Origin of the sequence: Paracoccus haeundaensis, from assembly GCF_006239215.1 — a bacterium.
GTDB classification, from domain to species: Bacteria; Pseudomonadota; Alphaproteobacteria; order Rhodobacterales; family Rhodobacteraceae; genus Paracoccus; species Paracoccus marcusii.
The window spans coordinates 96,554-116,163 of record NZ_VDDC01000012.1; the positions used below are offsets into that span (position 1 = coordinate 96,554).

General features: G+C 67.6%; 18 protein-coding genes. 8 read left to right on the forward strand and 10 right to left on the reverse strand.

Translation table 11 applies throughout. The features are described 5' to 3' along the window. The first annotated feature begins 45 nt into the window (after positions 1-45). From fumC to FHD67_RS07800, 3 genes are all read left to right on the forward strand, one after another. Positions 46-1,440, forward strand: a complete 1,395-nt coding sequence (fumC, locus tag FHD67_RS07790) for a class II fumarate hydratase (RefSeq protein WP_139598366.1) — start codon at positions 46-48, stop codon at positions 1,438-1,440. A gap of 65 nt (positions 1,441-1,505) precedes the next feature. Further along, positions 1,506-1,691: a DUF4169 family protein gene (locus tag FHD67_RS07795; RefSeq protein WP_139598367.1), complete on the forward strand. Its 186-nt coding sequence runs from the start codon at positions 1,506-1,508 to the stop codon at positions 1,689-1,691. Next, complete coding sequence (locus FHD67_RS07800; RefSeq protein WP_084693622.1) at positions 1,688-1,927, forward strand: ribbon-helix-helix domain-containing protein; 240 nt, start codon at positions 1,688-1,690, stop codon at positions 1,925-1,927. The genes FHD67_RS07795 and FHD67_RS07800 overlap by 4 nt, the downstream gene beginning before the upstream one ends. A 12-nt stretch (positions 1,928-1,939) precedes the next feature. Here FHD67_RS07800 and FHD67_RS07805 read toward each other — a convergent pair whose 3' ends face one another. The 3 genes from FHD67_RS07805 to FHD67_RS07815 form a co-directional block, all read right to left on the reverse strand. Then, positions 1,940-3,583: a long-chain fatty acid--CoA ligase gene (locus FHD67_RS07805; RefSeq protein ID WP_139598368.1), complete on the reverse strand. Its 1,644-nt coding sequence runs from the start codon at positions 3,581-3,583 to the stop codon at positions 1,940-1,942. Positions 3,584-3,661: 78 nt separating this feature from the next. After that, a complete protein-coding gene (locus FHD67_RS07810; RefSeq protein ID WP_045998834.1) occupies positions 3,662-4,045 on the reverse strand; it encodes a PaaI family thioesterase in 384 nt (127 codons plus the stop codon). A 54-nt stretch (positions 4,046-4,099) separates the two neighbouring features. After that, positions 4,100-4,966: an NAD(P)-dependent oxidoreductase gene (locus tag FHD67_RS07815; protein ID WP_045998833.1), complete on the reverse strand. Its 867-nt coding sequence runs from the start codon at positions 4,964-4,966 to the stop codon at positions 4,100-4,102. A 137-nt stretch (positions 4,967-5,103) separates the two neighbouring features. On the opposite strand from FHD67_RS07815, the gene FHD67_RS07820 reads away from it, so the two are divergent. Continuing rightward, entirely contained in the window at positions 5,104-7,521 is a 2,418-nt protein-coding gene (locus tag FHD67_RS07820; RefSeq protein ID WP_139598369.1) for a penicillin acylase family protein, read from the forward strand. Between the two features lie 54 nt (positions 7,522-7,575). On the opposite strand, the gene lpdA is transcribed toward FHD67_RS07820, so the two are convergent. The 3 genes from lpdA to queA all read right to left on the reverse strand — a co-directional run bounded on the left by lpdA (position 7,576) and on the right by queA (position 11,422). Next, positions 7,576-8,967 carry a dihydrolipoyl dehydrogenase gene (gene lpdA / locus FHD67_RS07825; RefSeq protein ID WP_045998831.1) on the reverse strand — a complete coding sequence of 464 codons (1,392 nt, stop codon included), beginning with the start codon at positions 8,965-8,967 and terminating at the stop codon, positions 7,576-7,578. Between the two features lie 66 nt (positions 8,968-9,033). Next, complete coding sequence (locus tag FHD67_RS07830) at positions 9,034-10,290, reverse strand: MFS transporter (RefSeq protein ID WP_045998830.1); 1,257 nt, start codon at positions 10,288-10,290, stop codon at positions 9,034-9,036. Between the two features lie 85 nt (positions 10,291-10,375). Further along, on the reverse strand, positions 10,376-11,422 hold the full coding sequence (gene queA / locus FHD67_RS07835; protein ID WP_139598370.1) for a tRNA preQ1(34) S-adenosylmethionine ribosyltransferase-isomerase QueA: 1,047 nt from the start codon (positions 11,420-11,422) through the stop codon (positions 10,376-10,378). 118 nt (positions 11,423-11,540) lie between these two features. Here queA and FHD67_RS07840 point away from each other — a divergent pair, with 118 nt between their 5' ends. Together FHD67_RS07840 and bfr are read left to right on the forward strand one after the other, a co-directional pair. Beyond that, complete coding sequence (locus FHD67_RS07840) at positions 11,541-11,834, forward strand: (2Fe-2S)-binding protein (RefSeq protein WP_139598371.1); 294 nt, start codon at positions 11,541-11,543, stop codon at positions 11,832-11,834. After that, a complete protein-coding gene (bfr, locus tag FHD67_RS07845; protein ID WP_045998827.1) occupies positions 11,782-12,267 on the forward strand; it encodes a bacterioferritin in 486 nt (161 codons plus the stop codon). The genes FHD67_RS07840 and bfr overlap by 53 nt, the downstream gene beginning before the upstream one ends. A gap of 4 nt (positions 12,268-12,271) precedes the next feature. Here bfr and FHD67_RS07850 read toward each other — a convergent pair whose 3' ends face one another. Continuing rightward, on the reverse strand, positions 12,272-12,946 hold the full coding sequence (locus FHD67_RS07850) for an HAD-IA family hydrolase (RefSeq protein ID WP_139598372.1): 675 nt from the start codon (positions 12,944-12,946) through the stop codon (positions 12,272-12,274). Positions 12,947-13,063: 117 nt separating this feature from the next. On the opposite strand from FHD67_RS07850, the gene glmU reads away from it, so the two are divergent. Then, positions 13,064-14,407, forward strand: coding sequence for a bifunctional UDP-N-acetylglucosamine diphosphorylase/glucosamine-1-phosphate N-acetyltransferase GlmU (glmU, locus tag FHD67_RS07855; protein ID WP_139598373.1), 1,344 nt, complete (start codon positions 13,064-13,066; stop codon positions 14,405-14,407). Further along, positions 14,407-16,224, forward strand: a complete 1,818-nt coding sequence (gene glmS, locus FHD67_RS07860; protein ID WP_139598374.1) for a glutamine--fructose-6-phosphate transaminase (isomerizing) — start codon at positions 14,407-14,409, stop codon at positions 16,222-16,224. The genes glmU and glmS overlap by 1 nt, the downstream gene beginning before the upstream one ends. A 27-nt stretch (positions 16,225-16,251) precedes the next feature. Here the strand turns inward: glmS and trmB are convergent, their stop codons facing one another. From trmB to FHD67_RS07875, 3 genes are all read right to left on the reverse strand, one after another. Continuing rightward, a complete protein-coding gene (trmB, locus tag FHD67_RS07865) occupies positions 16,252-16,965 on the reverse strand; it encodes a tRNA (guanosine(46)-N7)-methyltransferase TrmB (protein WP_139598375.1) in 714 nt (237 codons plus the stop codon). Between the two features lie 194 nt (positions 16,966-17,159). Beyond that, entirely contained in the window at positions 17,160-18,836 is a 1,677-nt protein-coding gene (locus FHD67_RS07870) for a ribonuclease J (RefSeq protein ID WP_045998824.1), read from the reverse strand. Further along, on the reverse strand, positions 18,829-19,608 hold the full coding sequence (locus tag FHD67_RS07875; RefSeq protein WP_045998823.1) for a type III pantothenate kinase: 780 nt from the start codon (positions 19,606-19,608) through the stop codon (positions 18,829-18,831). The genes FHD67_RS07870 and FHD67_RS07875 overlap by 8 nt, the downstream gene beginning before the upstream one ends. Between the last annotated feature and the right edge of the window lie 2 nt (positions 19,609-19,610).

A 19,610-nucleotide genomic window follows, 5' to 3' on the forward strand; every position in this document is an offset into this window, starting at 1 on the left:
CCCGGACCGCTACAACCCGCCACGAAACCGTGAGGGAGCGACCCGATGACCAAGACCCGCACCGAAACCGACAGCTTCGGCCCGCTGGAGGTTGACGCCTCGAAATACTGGGGCGCGCAGACGCAGCGTTCGATCATCAACTTCCCGATTGGCTGGGAACGCCAGCCGGTGCCGATCATCCGCGCCCTGGGCGCGATCAAGCTGGCCGCCGCGCGGGTGAACCGCGCCTCGGGCGACCTGCCCGCCGATCTGGCCGATGCAATGGAGCAGGCCGCGACCGAGGTGTTCCAAGGCAAGTTCGACGACAACTTCCCGCTGGTCGTCTGGCAGACCGGGTCCGGCACCCAGTCGAACATGAACGCCAACGAGGTGATCTCGAACCGCGCGATCGAGATCATGGGCGGAGAGATGGGGTCCAAGAAACCCGTCCACCCGAACGACCACTGCAACATGGGGCAGTCGTCGAACGACACCTTCCCGACCGCGATGCATGTGGGCATCGCCATGCTGGCACGCGACACGCTGCTGCCGGGTCTGGAGAAGCTGGCCGCCGCGCTGGAGGCCAAGTCGGCCGAGTTCAAGGACATCATCAAGATCGGCCGTACCCACACCCAGGATGCGACGCCGCTGACCCTGGGTCAGGAATTCGGTGGCTATGCCCATCAGGTCCGCAAGGGGATCGAGCGGGTGAAATCCTGCCTGCCCGACATCTATGAGCTGGCCCAGGGCGGCACGGCCGTCGGCACCGGCCTGAACACCAAGAAGGGCTGGGACACCGCCATCGCCGCGGAAATCGCCAAGATCACCGACCTGCCCTTCGTCACCGCGCCGAACAAGTTCGAGGCGCTGGCCGCCCATGACGCGATGGTCATGTTCTCGGGCGCGCTGAAGACGGTGGCCGGATCGCTGTTTAAGATCGCCAACGACATGCGCCTGCTGGGGTCGGGGCCGCGTTCGGGTCTTGGCGAACTGATCCTGCCCGAGAACGAGCCGGGATCGTCGATCATGCCGGGCAAGGTGAACCCGACCCAGGCCGAGGCGCTGACGATGGTCTGCGCGCATGTGATGGGCAACGACGCCGCCGTGGGCTTTGCCGGGTCGCAGGGGCATTTCGAGCTGAACGTCTACAACCCGATGATGTCCTACAACGTGCTGCAATCCATGCAGCTTCTGGGCGATGCGGCCTCCAGCTTCACCGACAACATGGTCGTGGGCACACAGGCCAACGTGAAGCGCATCGACCAGCTGATGCGCGAATCGCTGATGCTGGTGACGGCGCTGGCGCCCACCATCGGCTATGACAACGCCACCAAGGTCGCCAAGACCGCGCACAAGAACGGCACGACGCTGCGCGAGGAGGCCATCGCCCTGGGCTTCGTCGACGGAGAGACCTTCGACCGCGTCGTCCGCCCCGAGGACATGATCAGCCCCAAGGGCTGACCCTCTTGACCCAAGGCCGGGGGGCGCGCCACAGTGGCGCGCCCTTCGTCGTTTCACGGACCGCCATGACCCGCATCATCAACCTGCGCCAGGCCCGCAAGGCCCGCGACCGCGACGCCAAGCGCGCCAAGGGCGACGCGAACGCCGCCCTGCACGGAGAGGCCAAGCCGCTGCGCGACGCGCGCCACGCAGAACGCGACCGCGCGGCCGGCGTGCTGGACGCGCATCGGCGCGACACGCCTGACGAATGATCGACCTGCCCGCCATGACACCGCCGCTGAAGCGGTCGGTGACCATCGACGGGCACCGCACGTCGGTGTCGCTGGAAGATGCGTTCTGGAAGGCGCTGGCGACTCAGGCCGCAGCGCGCGACCTGACCCGCGCCGCGCTGATCGGACAAATCGACCATGCCCGGCCGCCGCAGATCGGGCTGGCCACGGCCCTCCGCCTTTATGTGCTGTCCACCCTGCAGGCGCAGGATCCCTGACCCGCCCTTGGGTCAGTCAGCCGCCTGGCCCCGCAGGTCGGGCAGGACGTGGTCGCGGAACTGCTCCCGCAGGGTCAGCTTGCTGATCTTGCCGGTCGCCGTCAGGGGCATCTCGTCGACATAGACGACGTCGTCGGGCAGCTGCCAGCTGGCCAGATGCGCGCCCAGATGGGACCGCATCTCCTCCAGCCCAGGTCGGGCGGCCCCCTTGGGCTTGATCACCAGCAGCGGGCGTTCATCCCATTTCGGATGGAGCAGCGCGATGACTGCGCATTGCGCCACGTCCGGATGGGCGACCGCCAGGTTCTCGACGTCGATCGAACTGATCCATTCGCCACCCGACTTGATCAGGTCCTTGGCCCGGTCGCGAAGCGTCAGGATGCCGTCGGCGCTGATCGAGGCGATGTCGCCTGTCCCGAACCAGCCGTCTGCGTCGATCGCGCGCGCCGTCGCACCGGCATTGTCGTGATAACCGGCGGCCACGGTGTTGCCGCGCACGAACAGCTCTCCCATGGCTTGGCCGTCATGGGGCTGGCGCGTGCCCGCGTCGTCCACGATCTTCATCTCGACACCGAACACCCGCCGCCCCTGCGCCTGCTTCAGCGCCATGCGCCGGTCGAACGGCAGATCGCGCTGCGCCGGCGTAAGCGACCCCTGGCTGCCCAGCGGAGAGGTCTCGGTCATGCCCCAGGCGTGGTTCACGTCGATGCCCAGACGTTCAAAGCCCTCGGTCAGGCTGCGGGGCATCGCGCTGCCGCCGACGACGATGTGGCGCAGCGCCGCGGGCTTGGCCCCGCGGGACTGGATCTCGGCGAACAGCCCCTGCCAGATGGTGGGCACGCCCCAGGCGCTTTCGACGCCCTCGGTCTGGCACAGGTCCCACAGGCTGGCTCCGTCCAGCGCCGGGCCGGGCATGATCAGGCTGGCCCCGATCAACGGGGCCGTGAAGGGCAGACCCCAGGCGTTGACGTGAAACAGCGGCACCACCGGCAGGATGCGCGGCTGCGGTCCCAGGTCCGGGCCCAGCACCGCGGCCGTAGCCAGCGCGTGCAGCATGTTCGAGCGGTGCGAATACAGAACACCCTTGGGATCGCCCGTAGTCCCGGACGTATAGCACAGGCCCGATGCGGTCGTTTCCGGAAAATCCGGCCAGACTCGGTCGGTCGGCTGCCCCGCCAGCAGGTCCTCGTAGGACAGCGCATCCAGCGTCGTCTGCGGCATGTGCGCCGCGTCGGTCATGACAACATAGCGCATGGACGGCAGACGGTCCTGCAGCTTTTCCAGCAGCGGCACGAAGCTCAGGTCGGTGAACAGCAGCCGGTCGCCCGCGTGATGCGCGATGAAGACCATCTGGTCGGCCGACAGCCGCGGGTTAATCGTGTGGCAGACCGCTCCGATGGACGGCACGGCGTGATAGATCTCCAGATGGCGGTGCCCGTTCCAGGCCAGCGTCGCGACCCGGTCGCCGGGCGCCACGCCCAAACCCTCCAGCGCGACGGACAGCTGGACCGCGCGGGCACGGGTCTGGGCCCAGCTCTGTCGGTGCAGGTCTCCCTCGACCCGGCGCGACACGATACGCGCATCGGGAAAGCTCTCGGCGGCGAAATCCAGAAGCCCGCTTTGCAGCAGCGGGCGGTGCATCATCAGACCGTCCATGACGTCTCCTCCATCATGGCGCCATGATGACGCGATTGCCGGGCGTTTCAACCCGCCCGGCGCGATGGTGCCGCAGGGTCAGCGGGCACTGACATGGGTCGAGGTCAGGTCCAGCAGCACTGCCCCGTCCGCATCGGTGACCTGCGTGCGCACGGTCGAGATGCGTCGCCCGCGCCGCATCCAGGATGCCAGCGCGGTCAGAACCCCGTCGCGGCGGTTGGTCAGCAGCTGGGCGTTCAGCGTGATCGCCACGGGAAAGTTGTCCATGCCCTCCTGCGGCTGCTCTCCGCCCAGGACCAGGTTCGTCGCGACCACGTCCGCGAACCAGACCAGCGCACCCGCATGGATGGTTCCGAACGGGTTCAGGATGCCCGCGGTCACGGTCATCTCTCCGGTGGCTTCCTGCTCGTTCACGCCGGTGATCTCGAACTCGATCTGTCCGGCAAGGCTGTGATCCGCCATCCCCCAAGTCCCTTCGTTAGAGGCGGACATCCCGCCTTTTGTCGTTCCCCGTCCCTAGCGGGTCAGCCGCGCGATCAGGGACGAGGTGTCCCACCGGCCGCCGCCCATCGCCTGCACGTCCTTGTAGAACTGGTCGACCAGTGCCGTGACCGGCAGCGCCGCACCCAGCTGGTCCCCTGCCTGCAGACAGATCGCCAGATCCTTCCGCATCCAGTCGACGGCGAACCCGTGTTCGAATTCGCCGCGATGCATGGTCGCATGACGGTTGACCATCTGCCAACTGCCGGCCGCACCCTGACTGATCACCTCGACGACATCGGCCACGTCCAGCCCCGCCTTCTGCGCGAATGCCAGCGATTCCGACAGCGCCTGAACCAACCCCGCGATCGCGATCTGGTTGCACATCTTGGTCATCTGTCCCGCGCCCACATCGCCCATCCGGCGACAGATCTTGGCATAGGCATCGATGACCGGCGCGGCGCGATCGAAATCCGCGACCGTGCCCCCGCACATGATCGACAGCTGGCCGTTCTCGGCCCCCGCCTGACCGCCGGATACGGGTGCATCGACATAGCCGATGCCCGCCTCCGCCGCCGCCTGCGCCAGCTCCTCCGTCACCTTGGCCGACACCGTCGTATGATCGACGAAGACCGCACCCTGCGCCATGCCCGCGAAGGCCCCGTCGGGCCCCAGGCATACCTGGCGCAGGTCGTCGTCATTGCCTACGCAGCACATCACCAGATCCGCGCCCTGCGCCGCCTCGCGCGGGGTCGCCGCAGAGGCGCCGCCGTGCCGGCCGACCCAGGCCTCGGCCTTGGCCGGGCTGCGGTTGAACACCGTCACCTGATGTCCCGCTGCGGCCAGATGCCCGGCCATCGGAAAGCCCATCACGCCCAGTCCCAGAAACGCCGTCTTGGCCATGCAAATCTCCCTCGGGTCGCTGCCCGTCGCGCGGGGGTGCGTTGAAATGCCCGCGCGCCTGTCCTATGCAACACACCACCATCCATGCGCCGCAGGGTCAACCCGTGCCGCGCCCCCGGCCAAGGACCTGCCCGCACATGCTGACCTTGTTTCGCTGGCTTCTGCGGCTGACCATCGCGCTGATCGTCCTGGCGGTCCTGTCCGCCGTGCTGGTCTGGTATTTCGCCGTGCGGTCCCTGCCCGACTATACCGCCAGCTATCCGGTGACGGGCATCACCGCCCCGGTCGAGATCGTGCGCTCGACCGAGAATGTGCCGCACATCTTCGGCAAGACCGACGCGGACGTGTTCTTTGCCCTGGGCCTGGCCCATGCGCAGGACCGGCTGTTCCAGATGACTCTGCTGCGCCGCGCGGCGCAGGGCCGGCTGGCCGAGGTCCATGGCCCTCGCGCCCTGCCCGCCGACGACCTGATCCGCAGGCTGGGCCTGCAGCGCGCGGCCCAGGCTTCGCTGGAGGTGCAGGACGATGACACGCTTGCGGCGCTGCAGGCCTATGCCGACGGGGTGAACCAGTGGATCCGCATCGTCAACGACGGTGCGATGGGGCGCGGCGCGCCCGAATTCTTCCTGTTCCCGGATGTCATCACCTTCTGGCAGCCCGCCGATTCGCTGGCGATCCTGAAGCTGATGGCGGCGGCCGGAACCGATTCCGCGGGAGAGGAGATCCTGCGCGCCCGGCTGGCCCTGGCCTGGCCCGAACGCGGCATGCAGATCGTCGACCGGGCCGGCATACCTGCCGCCCTGCCCGACTATGCGGGGCTATTTCCCGGTGCGCGCCTTGGTGCGCCCGAACGGCGCCTGGACCCGCAGGCGGATTATGACCCGCTTGGCTTCCTGCGCCCCGAACAGGCGCTTGGCGGCAACGCCTTCGGCGCCGAGGCACAGCGGACGGCCGCGGGGGCCGCGCTGCTGGCCAACGACCTGCATGCCGGGCTGACGGTGCCGTCGCTGTACTATTTGGCACGGTTGGAGCTAAAAGGCGGCGGGGTGATCGGGGCCACGGTGCCAGGCATGCCGCTGGTCCTGTCGGGGCGCAATCCGACGCTGTCCTGGGCGCTGACGCCGCTGGACCTGGACGTGGCCGACATCGCCATCGAGGAGGTCCAGCCCGGCAACACCGACCGCTATCGCGGCACGCAGGGCTGGACGGAGTTCCAGACCCGGACCGAGGTGATCCGCGTTCTGGACGCGCCCCCCCAGACCATCACCCTGCGGGAGACGCAGAACGGTCCCGTCGTTCCCGGCTTGGACCCGGGTCTGCGCGACGTGACGCCCATCGGGCATGTCCCATCGCTGCGCTGGACGGGGCTGTCGCAGCGCGACCGCACGATGTCCGCGCTGATGGCGCTGATGCGGGCCGGCGACGCCGATCAGGCGACCCGCGCCCTGGCCGACGTGGTCGCCCCGGCGCTGGACGTAACCCTGGCGCAGGGAGAGATCGTCACCCGGCTGGCCGCAGGCGCGGCACCCCAGCGGGCCGACGACCATCCGACCAAGGGCGCGTTGCCCTCGCCCGGCTGGCTGACCGAAACCGCATGGCAGGGCACCGTGTCGCTGGCGACCCAGGCGCGTCGCCCGCAGGACGGGCTTGCCCTCGCGACGGAGGAGCCGGAGGCCGACGGGCTGCGCCATGACCGGCTGTCCGGGCTGCTGGGCGGGCGCGAGGTGCATTCCCGCGACAGCTTCATCGCCGCACAGCTGGACGTCGTCAGCCCTGCGGCCCGCGCCCTGCTGCCGCTGGTGGGGGCGAACCTGTGGTTCACCGGCGATCCGGCGGCGCCCGGCACTCCGGAACGCCAACGTCAGGACGCCCTGACCCTGCTGGCCGAATGGGACGGCGCCATGAACGAGCACCTGCCTGAACCCCTGATCTATGCCGCCTGGATGGGCGCGCTGCAGGACCGCCTGGTTCGGGACGAGCTGGGGCCGCTGGCCGACGACCTGATCCGCCTTCAGCCGCATTTCATCGACGCGGTGTTCCGCGATCGCGACGGCGCCGCCGCCTGGTGCGACGTGGTCCAAAGCGCCGCGACCGAGGATTGCGCGACCATTGCCCGCCAGTCGCTGGACCGCGCCATACTGGACCTGACCGCCGAATACGGTCCCGACGTGACCAGCTGGCGGTGGGGCGACGCGCATCAGGCGCGTCACGTGCATCCGGGCCTGGGCGCGCTGCCCGCGCTTGGCTGGATCATGAACATCACCCAGTCGATCTCGGGCGGAGAGTTCACCGTGGCCCGCACCGGCATGATCGGCACCGGCGACGACCCCTATCAGGCGATCGGCGGGGCCGGCTATCGCAGCGTGATCGACCTGGCGGACCCGGACAGTTCGGTGTTCATCACCTCGACCGGACAGTCGGGTCATCCGCTGTCGCGCCATTACGACGACCTGGCAGGCCTGTGGCGGCGAGGCGAATACATCGGCATGTCGCTGGACCCCGACCTGGCCCGTGCCGCGGCCGCGGGCATCACCACGCTGACACCGGCCGACTAACGAAAAAAAAGGGGGGCAAAACCGCCCCCCTTCGTTCCCGTGTTCCAGCCGCGATCAGAAGTGGATGGCCCGCCCGTATGCGTCCAGCACGGATTCGTGCATCATCTCGGACAAGGTAGGATGCGGGAAGACCGTCTCCATCAGGTCCTGTTCGGTCGTCTCAAGCTGGCGCCCGATGACATAGCCCTGGATCAGTTCGGTCACCTCGGCGCCGACCATGTGCGCCCCCAGAAGCTCGCCCGTCTTGGCGTCGAAGATAGTCTTGATCATGCCTTCCGGTTCCCCAAGCGCGATGGCCTTGCCGTTGCCGACGAAGGGGAAGCGGCCGACCTTGATGTCCAGCCCCTGCTCCTTGGCCTTGGCCTCGGTCAGGCCGACCGAGGCGACCTGGGGGTGGCAATAGGTGCAGCCCGCGATGCTGCCCGGCTTGATCGCATGGGGGTGCTTGCCCGCGATCAGCTCGGCCACCATCACGCCCTCATGGCTGGCCTTGTGCGCCAGCCAGGGCGCGCCGGCCAGATCGCCGATGGCATAGACGCCCTCGACCCCGGTGCGGCAGTATTCGTCGGTGATGACATGGGTGCGATCGACCTTGATCCCGGCCTCCTCCAGGCCCAGTCCCTCGGTGTTGCCGACGATGCCCACGGCGGAAATCACCGTGTCGAACTCCTGCGTCTCGACCTTGCCGCCGACCTCGATATGGGCGGTGACGGTCGAGCCCTTGCGGTCCAGCTTCTTGACCGCGGCCTTTTCCATGATCGTCATGCCCTGCTTGACGAATTGCTTCTTGGCAAAGGCGCTGATCTCGGCATCCTCGACGGGCAGGACGCGGTCCATGACCTCGACCACGGTCGTCTTGGCGCCCAACGTGTTGAAGAAGCTGGCGAATTCGATGCCGATGGCGCCCGACCCGATGACCAGCAGCTTCTTCGGCATATGCGGCGGGACCAGCGCGTGCTTGTAGTTCCAGACCAGCTTGCCGTCCGGCTCCAGCCCCGGCAGCTCGCGCGCCCGCGCGCCGGTGGCCAGCACGATGGATTTCGCGGTCACCTCCTCGGTGCCCTTATCGGTCTTGACGGTGACCTTCCCCTTGCCGGCCAGCTTGGCCTCGCCCATGATCACCGTCACCTTGTTCTTCTTGAACAGGTGGCCGATGCCGCCGGACAGCTGCTTGGCAACGCCGCGCGACCGCTTCACGACCGCGTCCAGGTCATAGCCCAGCCCCTCGGCCTTCAGCCCGAATTCCTTGGCCCGGTGCATCAGGTGATAGACCTCTGCAGAGCGCAGCATGGCCTTGGTCGGGATGCAGCCCCAGTTCAGGCAGATGCCGCCCAGATGCTCGCGTTCGATGCAGGCCACCTTCAGGCCCAGCTGCGCGCCCCGGATCGCGGCCACATAGCCGCCCGGCCCTGCGCCGATCACCACCAAGTCGAAATTCTGGGCCATCGGGTCCCCCGCTGATGAATTATAGTTCAGCGTTAAACCATTTGCCCCAAGGCGGCAAGCGGGCGGTCAGGTCGCAGGCTGGGGCGACGGGTCGTCCGACTGCGCCTCCTCCAGCACCGCATCGACCGCCAGGGGGGTCGCGTTGGGCGTGATGACCGCAAAGCTGCCCTGTTCGTCCGGGGTCAGGGCACGACGCTGCGTGGTGCGCCATCCCGCATAGGCCGTCAGCAGCGCCAGCAGGACGCCCATGTAGACCCAGTACCCGTCGGGCCCGATGATCCCCATCATCCAGCCGGTGATGATCGGCCCGCCCATGCTGCCGATGCCATAGATGAACAGAAGGCCCGCCGATGCCGACGCCATGTCGGACTGATCCAGATAGTCGTTGGTATAGGCCAAGAGCAGCGCATAGACCGGGTTCGCGACCCCGCCCATGATCGCCCCAGCGATGACCAGGCCAAGGGTTCCCGGCTGCGCCGCGACGGTCACCAGACCGCACAGCCCGCCGATGGCCGACATGCCCAGGACCAGCTTGCGCCGGTCATAGCGGTCCGAAATCCAGCCGATCGGATATTGCAGGACCAGCCCCCCTGCATAGATCGCGGCCACGAACAGGCTGATCTGCGCCACCGACAGCCCGATCTGGGCGCCCCAGACCGACGACATGCCCGACAGGACCGAGAACACGCCCCCGATCAGGAAGATCCCCACGCAGCCCAGCGGCGATGCCTTGTACAGCTTTGCAAAGGACATCCGCTTGATCGTCTGGAACTGCGGCGCGGGCTGGGCCGACAGCAGGATCGGCGTGAAGGCCAGCGACACCAGCACGGACGGGATGATGAACAACAGATAGCCCGCCGGGCTGCTGACGTTCAGCAGGGCCTGTGCGATCACGATGCCCAGCAACTGCACGATCATGTAGAGCGACAGCGCCTGGCCGCGGTTCTCGTTCGTCGAGCCGGCGTTCAGCCAGCTTTCCGCCGTGACATAGACCCCGCAGAAGCAGAACCCGATCAGGAACCGCAGGACCGTCCAGCTGATCCAGTGCGGCTCGACCGCGAACAGGACCAGCACGGCGCTGATCAGCGACCCCAGGGCGGCAAAGACGCGGACATGGCCGACGTTCTTGATCAGGTCCGGCACGGTCAGGCTGCCCAGTAGGAACCCGCCGTAATAGCTGGCCATGACGATGGACATCTGGAAGGTCGGAATGCCCTCGATCCCGCCGCGGATGCCCAGTAGGGTGCCCTGCATGCCGTTGCCGACCATCAGCAGAAGGATGCCAAGCAGCAGCGGCCATGTGGTGCGCAACACCGAAATCATCGCGGGTCTCGTCTTGTTCAGGGGCGTGGGGGCGGAATGCCCGACCTATGCCCGACGGGGCCCCGATGCCAGCAGGAAACCGACCTCAGGGGATCAGCAGCGACGCGTCGCCATAGCTGAAGAAACGATAGCCCCGTTCGACCGCATGTCCATAGATTTCCCGGATTTTCTCGGACCCCATCAGGGCCGAAACCAGCATCAGCAGCGTGGATTTGGGCAGGTGAAAGTTCGTCATCAGCCCGTCGGTCACCCGGAATTGATAACCGGGATAGATGAAGATGTCGGTCGTGCCCCGGAACGGCGCGATCCGCCCGACCTGGGGGGCGGCCGATTCGATCAGGCGCAGGGCGGTGGTGCCCACCGGGATCACCCGGCGGCCCTCGGCCTTGGCGCGGTTGATCGCCTCGGCGGCCTCGGGGGACACCTCTCCCCATTCGGCGTGCATCCGGTGGGTGGTGACGTCGTCGACCTTGACCGGAAGGAACGTCCCCGCCCCCACGTGCAGGGTCACATGCACGAACTGGACGCCCTGCGCCGCCAGCGTCTCCAGCAGGGGGGCGTCGAAATGCAGGCTGGCCGTGGGGGCCGCGACCGCGCCCTGCCGCGCGGCCCAGACCGTCTGATAGTCGTCGCGGTCCTGGTCGTCCGGCGCCCGCAGCGCCGCGATATAGGGCGGCAAGGGCATCGCCCCCACCTGCTGCAGCGCCGCGTCGAACGCATCACCCGTGGCGTCGAAGACCAGGCGCAGGCCGGTCGCGGTCATCTCGGCCACGCTGGCGGACAGGGCGTCGCCGAACCGGATCACCTCGCCCACGCGCAGCTTGCGCAGCGGCTTGGCCAGCGCCTGCCAGCCCTCGGCCGCGGGTTCCAGCAGCGTGACCTCGATCCGCGCCACGGCCTCGCCCTGCGGGGTCTGGCGGGCGCGGGTGCCGGTCAGGCGGGCGGGAATGACTTTGGTGTCGTTCAGCACCAGCAGGTCGCCGGGGCGCAGGATCTGCGGCAGATCGCCCACATGGCGATCGGCAATGGCCCCGCCTTCCGCCAGCAGCAGGCGTGCGGAACTGCGCGGCTTGGCGGGCCGCGTGGCGATCAGGTCGGCGGGCAGGTCGAAATCGAAATCGGACAGCTTCATGGCACGGGGTTTTGCGGCCCGCCCGCGCCCGCGTCAAGCAGCCGTGATGCCAAAGCGAAAACGTCGGACTTTACAAGCCCGACAGAATTGGTAAGTCTCCGCCCGACAGGAGCCCGCCATGATCGTCTGCCACTGCGCCATGATCTCGGATCACGACATCGGCGCTGCCATCGACTGGATGCGCGCGGCGGATGCACAGACCATCATCACGCCGGGCAAGATCTATCACGCCCTGGGCAAGCGCGCCGATTGCGGGGGCTGCATGCCGCTGTTTCTGGACACCATGCGCGCGTGCGATAAGCTGGGCGTCGCACCGCCGATTTTGCGGGCCAGAACCGACAGCAAGAAGGATGCCACCCATGAAGGGCGACGCCAAGGTCATCGAGTATCTCAACGCCGCACTGCGCTCTGAGCTGACGGCGGTCAGTCAGTACTGGCTGCATTATCGTCTGCAGGAGGATTGGGGCTTCGGCAAGATCGCCGCCAAGTCGCGCGCCGAATCCATCGAGGAGATGAACCACGCCGACAAGCTGATCCAGCGGATCATCTTTCTGGAGGGTCATCCCAACCTGCAGCGGCTGGACCCGCTGCGAATCGGACAGAACCTGCGCGAGACGCTGGACAGCGATCTGGCCGCGGAACATGACGCGCGCACGCTGTACATCGAGGCGCGCGACCATTGCGACGCCGTCGGCGACTATCCCAGCAAGATGCTGTTCGAGGAGCTGATCCAGGACGAGGAAGGCCATATCGACTTCCTGGAGACGCAGATCCACCTGTTCGAGACGATCGGCGCCCAGAACTATGGCCAGCTGAACGCCAAGTCCGCCGACGAGGCCGAATAGGCCCTCAGCCCAGCCAGTCGCGGGCGATGGCGGGCAGCTGGTCGAAATGCGCCAGCAGAACCTCGGGCGCCAGGCGAGAGATCGCCTCGCCCTCGGGACCGAAGCTGACCAGTGCGACGCGCACCCCGGCAGCCGCGGCCGTCTTGCGGTCGGTCTCGGTATCGCCCACCAGGAACGACCGCGCGACGGTGCCGCCCGCGCCCTCGACGGCGGCCTGATAGGGGCGCGGGTCGGGCTTGCGCACCGGCAGCGTGTCTGCGCCGATCATGGCGCCGAACCGGTCGCGGATGCCTAGTTCGCGCAGCAGCGTCTCGGCCAGGCCCTCTGGCTTGTTGGTGCAGACGGCCAGGCGGTGCCCGTCGGCGGCCAGACGGTCCAGCGCCGCCTCGACCCCCGGATACAGCTGCGTGTGCACGGCGATCGCCGCGCCGTAATGGGACAGCAGGCTGTCGAAATCCTCATCCTCGGCACCAGGCGGCAGCAGCGTATCATCCGACATCCGGCCATAGCCCGCCCGTAGCATCGCCCGTCCGCCATGAAACGCGATCAGCGCATCCGCGACCGGGTCCAGCAGGTCGCCCAGGCCCCGCGCGCGAAAGCACGCATTCGCCGCCGCGACCAGATCGCCTGACGTATCCGCCAGCGTTCCGTCCAGATCGAAGACCACCGTACCCGCCATGCGCCATCCCCCGTGGAAATGTTCGGAAAACAAAGGTGACCGCGCCGGGCCTTTCCAGCGCGTCCCGCCCCGATTAGAACGCCGTGACGAAAAAGCAAACAGGCGATGGGGGCGGTGATGTCGGAAGCTGGATTGGCGGTCGTGGTTCTGGCGGCGGGACAGGGCAGCCGGATGCAATCGGACCTGCCCAAGGTCCTGCACCGTCTTGGCGGGGTGCCGCTGGTCGGGCATGCGCTGCGCGCGGCGCGCAACCTGCAGCCGGAACAGATCGTGGTCGTGACGGGCCACGGCGCGGACGCCGTCGCCCGGGCGGTGGCCAAGCTGGACCCCGAGGCCGAGACCGTGCTGCAGGCCGAACAGTTGGGCACCGGGCACGCCGTGCGCCAGGCCCTGCCCAGCCTGGAAGGTTTTGAGGGGCGGGTGATCATCCTTTATGGCGACACCCCCTTCATCGCCCAGGACACGCTGGACGAACTGGCAGCCCACCCCGCCGATCTGGTCGTCCTGGGCTTCGAGGCGGACGATCCCGGCCGCTATGGGCGGCTGGTCGTCACCGACCGCGGGCTGGAGCGTATCGTCGAGTACAAGGACGCCGACGCTGCGACCCGCGAGATCGTGCTGTGCAATTCCGGCGTCATGGCGCTGCAGGCCGATCTGTTGCGCCGCCTGATCGTGGGACTGGGCAACGACAATGCCGCGGGCGAGTACTATCTGACCGACCTGGTGGCCCTGGCCCGCGCCGAGGGGCGCCGCGCCGACGTCGTGATCTGCGACGAGGCCGAGACGCTTGGCATCAACACCCGCGCCGAACTGGCCGCAGCCGAGGCCGCCTTCCAGGCCCGTGCCCGTGCGGCCCTGATGGAGGATGGGGTGACCCTGACCGATCCGGGCAGCATCTTTTTGGCGCTGGACACGGTCATCGGGCGCGACGCGGTGATCGGGCCGAACGTCGTCTTCGGCCCCGGCGTGACGGTGGAATCGGGCGCCGAGATCCTGCCCTTTTGCCATCTGGAGGGTTGCCATGTCAGTGAAGGGGCCACCGTCGGACCCTTTGCCCGTCTGCGCCCCGGCGCCGAACTGGGCACGGATGTCCATGTCGGCAACTTCGTCGAGATCAAGAACGCCGTCCTGGACGAGGGCGTCAAGGTCGGCCACCTGACCTATCTGGGCGACGCCCATGTGGGCGAGCACACGAATATCGGCGCTGGTACCATCACCTGCAATTACGACGGCGTCTCCAAGCATCGGACCACGATCGGCCCGCGCGCCTTCATCGGCAGCGACACGATGCTGGTGGCCCCCGTCCATGTCGGCGCGGACGCCATGACCGGATCGGGCAGCACCATCACCGAGGACATCCCGGACGGCGCCCTGGCCATCGGCCGGGCCCGCCAGGTCACGAAACCGGGCCTGGCGACCCGCCTGATGGCGGCGCTGCGGCTGAAGAAGGAGGCGCGCTGATGTGCGGCATCATCGGAATCCTGGGCAACCACGAGGTTTCCCCGCAGCTGGTCGATGCGCTGAAGCGGCTGGAATACCGCGGCTATGACAGCGCCGGCGTGGCGACCGTGGACGCGACCGGACAGCTGTCGCGCCGGCGCGCGGTGGGCAAGCTGGTCAACCTGTCGGACCTGCTGGTCCATCGGCCGCTGACGGGGCATGCGGGTATCGGACACACGCGATGGGCCACCCATGGCGGCGCGACCGAGGTCAACGCCCATCCCCATCAGTCCGGCCCCGTCGCCGTCGTCCATAATGGCATCATCGAGAATTTCCGCGAACTGCGCGCCGAACTGGCCGATCGGGGCATCATGCCCGAATCGCAGACGGACACCGAAACCGTCGCGCTGCTGACCGCGCATCACCTGGATCAGGGCCTATCGCCGGTGGAGGCCGCCCGTGCCACGCTGGCCCGCCTGCAGGGGGCCTTTGCGCTGGCCTTCCTGTTCCAGGATCAGCCCGACCTGCTGATCGCGGCCCGCAAGGGCAGCCCGCTGGCCGTGGGCCATGGCGACAAAGAGATGTATCTTGGTTCGGACGCGGTGGCGTTGGCGCCCTTCACGGACCGCATCACCTATCTGGAGGATGGCGACCACGCCGTTCTGACGCGCGCGGGCGTGCAGATCTGGGACGCGGAGGGCCACCAGGTCCACCGCGCCACCGCCCGCATCGATGTCGGCGCGACCGTCATCGACCGTGCCGGGCACCGTCACTTCATGGCCAAGGAAATCGCTGAACAGCCGGTGGTGATAGGCGACGTGCTGAACCATTACGTCAAGGGCGACCGCATCGTCCTGCCGGACGGCCTGGATTTCGCGGGCTTGGACCGGGTGACCCTGGTCGGCTGCGGCACCGCGCATCTGGCGGGGCATGTGGCGAAATACTGGTTCGAACAGCTGGCGGGCCTGCCCTGTGACATCGATGTCGCCTCCGAATTCCGCTATCGCGAACCGCCCTTGTCGGATCGCAGCCTGTTCATCGCCGTCAGCCAGTCCGGAGAGACGGCGGACACCCTAGCCGCCCTGCATTATGCCCGCGGTAAGGTGGCGCGGACCGTGGGGCTGGTGAACGTAGGCACGTCGGCCATCGCGCGCGACGCCGACATGGCGCTGCCGACCCTGGCGGGGATCGAGGTCAGCGTGGCGTCGTCCAAGGCCTTCACCTGCCAGCTGGCCGTGCTGGCCGTGCTGGCGCTGAAGGCGGCGCATGACCGTGGTCGGCTCGACGATGCCGCCCTAACGGCCCATCTGCGCGACCTGCGCGCCATCCCCGCGCTGCTGGCGCAGGCGCTGGCCCTGTCGGACGACTGCCGGATGCAGGCCGACTGGCTGGCGCAGGCCCGCGACGTCCTCTACCTGGGACGGGGTGCATTGTACCCCGTCGCGCTGGAAGGCGCGCTCAAGCTCAAGGAGCTAAGCTATATCCACGCCGAGGGCTATGCCTCCGGAGAGCTAAAGCACGGCCCCATCGCGCTGATCGACGGCGACGTGCCGGTGGTGGTGCTGGCGCCGCATGACGCGCTGTTCGACAAGACCATCTCGAACATGCAGGAGGTGATGGCCCGTCACGGTCAGGTGCTGCTGATTTCGGACGCGGCGGGGATTGCGGCGGCGGGCGACGGCATCACGGCCAGCCTGGCCCTGCCCACCGGCGGCGGAGTGTTCCAGCCGATCCTCTATGCCGTGCCGATGCAGTACCTTGCCTATCACACGGCGGTCGCCAAGGGCACCGATGTCGATCAACCCCGCAACCTGGCAAAATCCGTCACCGTGGAATGAAAAAGGCCCGCTTCGGCGGGCCTTTCCCTACAGACGGCGAAAGGTCACGTAATGGGGCGGACGCCCCTCGCGCAGGGCCTTCTGCTCGTAACGGGTGCTGATCCAGTCGTCCCATGCGACAGCGGTGTCGTCGAGCGTCTCGAACCCGGCCGGCGGCACCTCCTCGCGGGTCTGACGGATATAGTCCGGGATGTCGCTGGCGACGCGAAAGATCCCGCCGGGGCGCATCACGCGGGCCAGGGGGCGCAGGTGTTCGGGCGTCACGAACCGCCGCCGATGGTGGCGCGCCTTGGGCCAGGGATCGGGATACATCAAGAAGGCGCGCTCGACGCTGGCATCGGGCAGCACATCCATCAGGTCGCGCGCATCGCCCGGGTGAACGCTGACATTCGTCACGCCCGCCGCCCGGATCTTTCCCAGCAGCATCGCGACGCCGTTGATGAACGGCTCGCATCCGATGATGTTGATGTCGGGATAGGTGGCGGCCATGTGGACCATGTGCTCGCCACCGCCAAAGCCCACCTCAAGCCAGACGGGGCGGTCGTTGCCGAAGATCGCGGCAGGGTCGACCGGGGTGCGTTCCGGGTTGTCCTGCAGGGTGATGCCGCAGGGCCGCAGCTCGCCCAAATCCTCGGACAGATAACCCTTCTGGCTCTGCCGCAGGGTCTTGCCGTGCCGCCGTCCATAGAAGTTGCGGCGGGGCGGGTTCGGATCAAAGCCGGATTCGGATGTGTCGCTCATGACGCCGGGCATTGCCGCAAGCGCGGCGCGGTTTCAAGCCCCCTGTGCGCCTTTGCGTCCCGCGGTGGCCGGGGGGCTTCGCACCCCCCGGACCCCCTGCGGGATAATCGAGCCTTCGCCTCCGCTCCGTGGGACATCGGGGGGTCCGGGGGGCTGGCCCCCCGGCCCGTCGCGGGACGCAAGCCTGGTTCCGGTCAGTCGGCCATCAGGCGGCTGATGCTGACGGTGACCTCGGGCTTCTTGCCGATCTCCTCCATCGCGACCTGGCGGGTGATCTTGCGAATCGCCTCGTCCATCTTGCCGTCGTCGCGCACGGTGCGTGCATCGGCACGCTCTAGGAACTCGGACAGCTCGGCCTCGATCTGGCGCGCCAGCTCGCCGCCCGAACGGGTCCGCTCGGACAGGCCCATCAGTTCGACCCAGGCATCGGGCAGGACATTGTCGTCCTCGTCCACGATCACACTGACCATCGCGTGCCCGTTCAGCGCCATGCGGATGCGGTCGCGCACGACCCCGTCCATCGCGCCGATCAGCAGGTTACCATCCAGATAAAGGCGCCCCGTTTCGACCTGATCGCAGACCTTGGGGCGATCGCCCGTCAGGTCCAGCATCGTGCCGTTGGTCACGATCTCGGCGGTCATGCCCTTGGCACGGGCCAGCATCACATGCTCGCGCAGGTGCAGGTGCTCGCCATGCATGGGGATCACGACCTTGGGCCGCAGCAGGTCGTGCATCGCCTCGATGTCGGGCCGGTTCGCGTGACCCGAGACGTGGTAGAGCCCGTCATCGGCGTCCCAGACCTCGACTCCGGCCTCGCTCAGCGCATTCATGATGCGGCCGACCGACTTCTCGTTGCCGGGAATGGTCTTGGAGCTGAAGAGGAAGCTGTCGCCTTCCTTCAGGGACAGGCCCAGATAGCGGCCGCGCGACAGCTGCGCGCTGGCGGCGCGACGTTCTCCCTGGCTGCCGGTGACCAGCAGCAGGACCTTGTTGCGCGGCAGCTTGGCGGCCTCCTCGGGCCCGATCGTCTCGGGGAAATCCTTCAGGATGCCACTGTCGAAGCCCACGCTGACCATGCGCCGCATCGCGCGGCCCAACAGGCATACCTTGCGCCCCGAAGCGCGCGCCGCATCGGCCAGCGTCTTCAGACGGGCGATATTGCTGGCAAAGGTGGTGGCCACGACCAGGTTCGGCTGCGCCATGACCCATTCCAGGATCGGGGTCGCCAGAACCGCCTCGGACCGACCGGGATGGGTCGAAAAGATGTTCGTGCTGTCACAGGCCAGGACCTTGACGCCCTTGCCCTCGGCGGCGATCTGCGACAGGCCGACCGGGTCGAAGGCGTCGCCCACGACCGGGGTCACGTCCATCTTGAAGTCGCCCGTATGCACGACGCGACCCGCAGGCGTGTCAATGATCAGCGCGCTGCTTTCCGGGATCGAGTGGCTGATCGGCACGAACTGCACCCCGAAGGGGCCTACATTGGTCACGGCAGGGCGCGCTTCGGTGATGTTGACCACCTCGGTCGGCAGGCCGTGCTCCTCCATCTTCAGGCGCACCAGCGTCCCGGTGAAGCGGCGTGCATAGATCGGCACGTCCAGCCGCTTCCACAGATGCGCGATGGCACCGATATGGTCCTCGTGGCCGTGGGTGACGAAGATCGCCTCCAGCCGGTGGCGGTTCTTCTCCAGCCAGGTCAGGTCGGGCATGATCAGGTCGATCCCCGGGCTGCCCTCCATGTCGCCGAAGGTGACGCCCAGGTCCACCAGGATCAGCCGCTCCTTGCCGGGCAGGCCGTATCCATAGACATAGGCGTTCATGCCAATTTCGCCCGCTCCGCCGAGCGGCAGATAGATCAGGCGTTCAGCCATTTCCCATCTCCTTGTTAAAGTCGTGAATGAGCCGAAGCCCGTGCATCGTCAAATCGTCTTCAATCGCATCGAACAGGTCGAACCCCTGATCGAACAATGGCGCAAGCCCGCCAGTGGCTATCACTTTCATGGGTCGGTCGCGCTCGGCGCGGATCTTGTCCACGATACCGTCGACCAGCCCCACATATCCCCAGAACACGCCTGACTGGATACATGCAACCGTATTCGTGCCGATCACCGTCGCCGGCATCGTCACATCGACATGCGGCAGGGACGCCGCCCCCATGTGCAGCGCCTCCAGCGACAGGTTCACACCCGGCGCGATGACGCCCCCGATATAGGCGCCGTCGATGTCGACCACGTCGAATGTGGTGGCCGTGCCGAAATCGACCACGATCAGGTCCGGGCCGTGCCGGTCATAGGCGCCGACCGTGTTCACCAGCCGGTCGGGCCCCACGGTCGTCCCCGCATCGACCCGCGGCGGCACCGGCAGCAGGCAGTCGGGCTTGCCCACCACCAGGGGCCGCGTGTCGAAATAGCGGTTGCACAGCACCCGCAGATTGAAGACCACCCGCGGCGCCGTGGCGCTGATGATGCAGGCGTCGATCTGCAACTCGAACCGCTGCACCGCGATCAGCGTGGACAGCCAGACATAGTATTCGTCCGCCGTCCGCCGATGATCCGTGCGGATCCGCCAGTGGGACAGGAACCGCGTCCCGTCCCAGATCGAGAAGACAGTGTTCGTGTTGCCGGTATCGATGCACAGCAGCATGG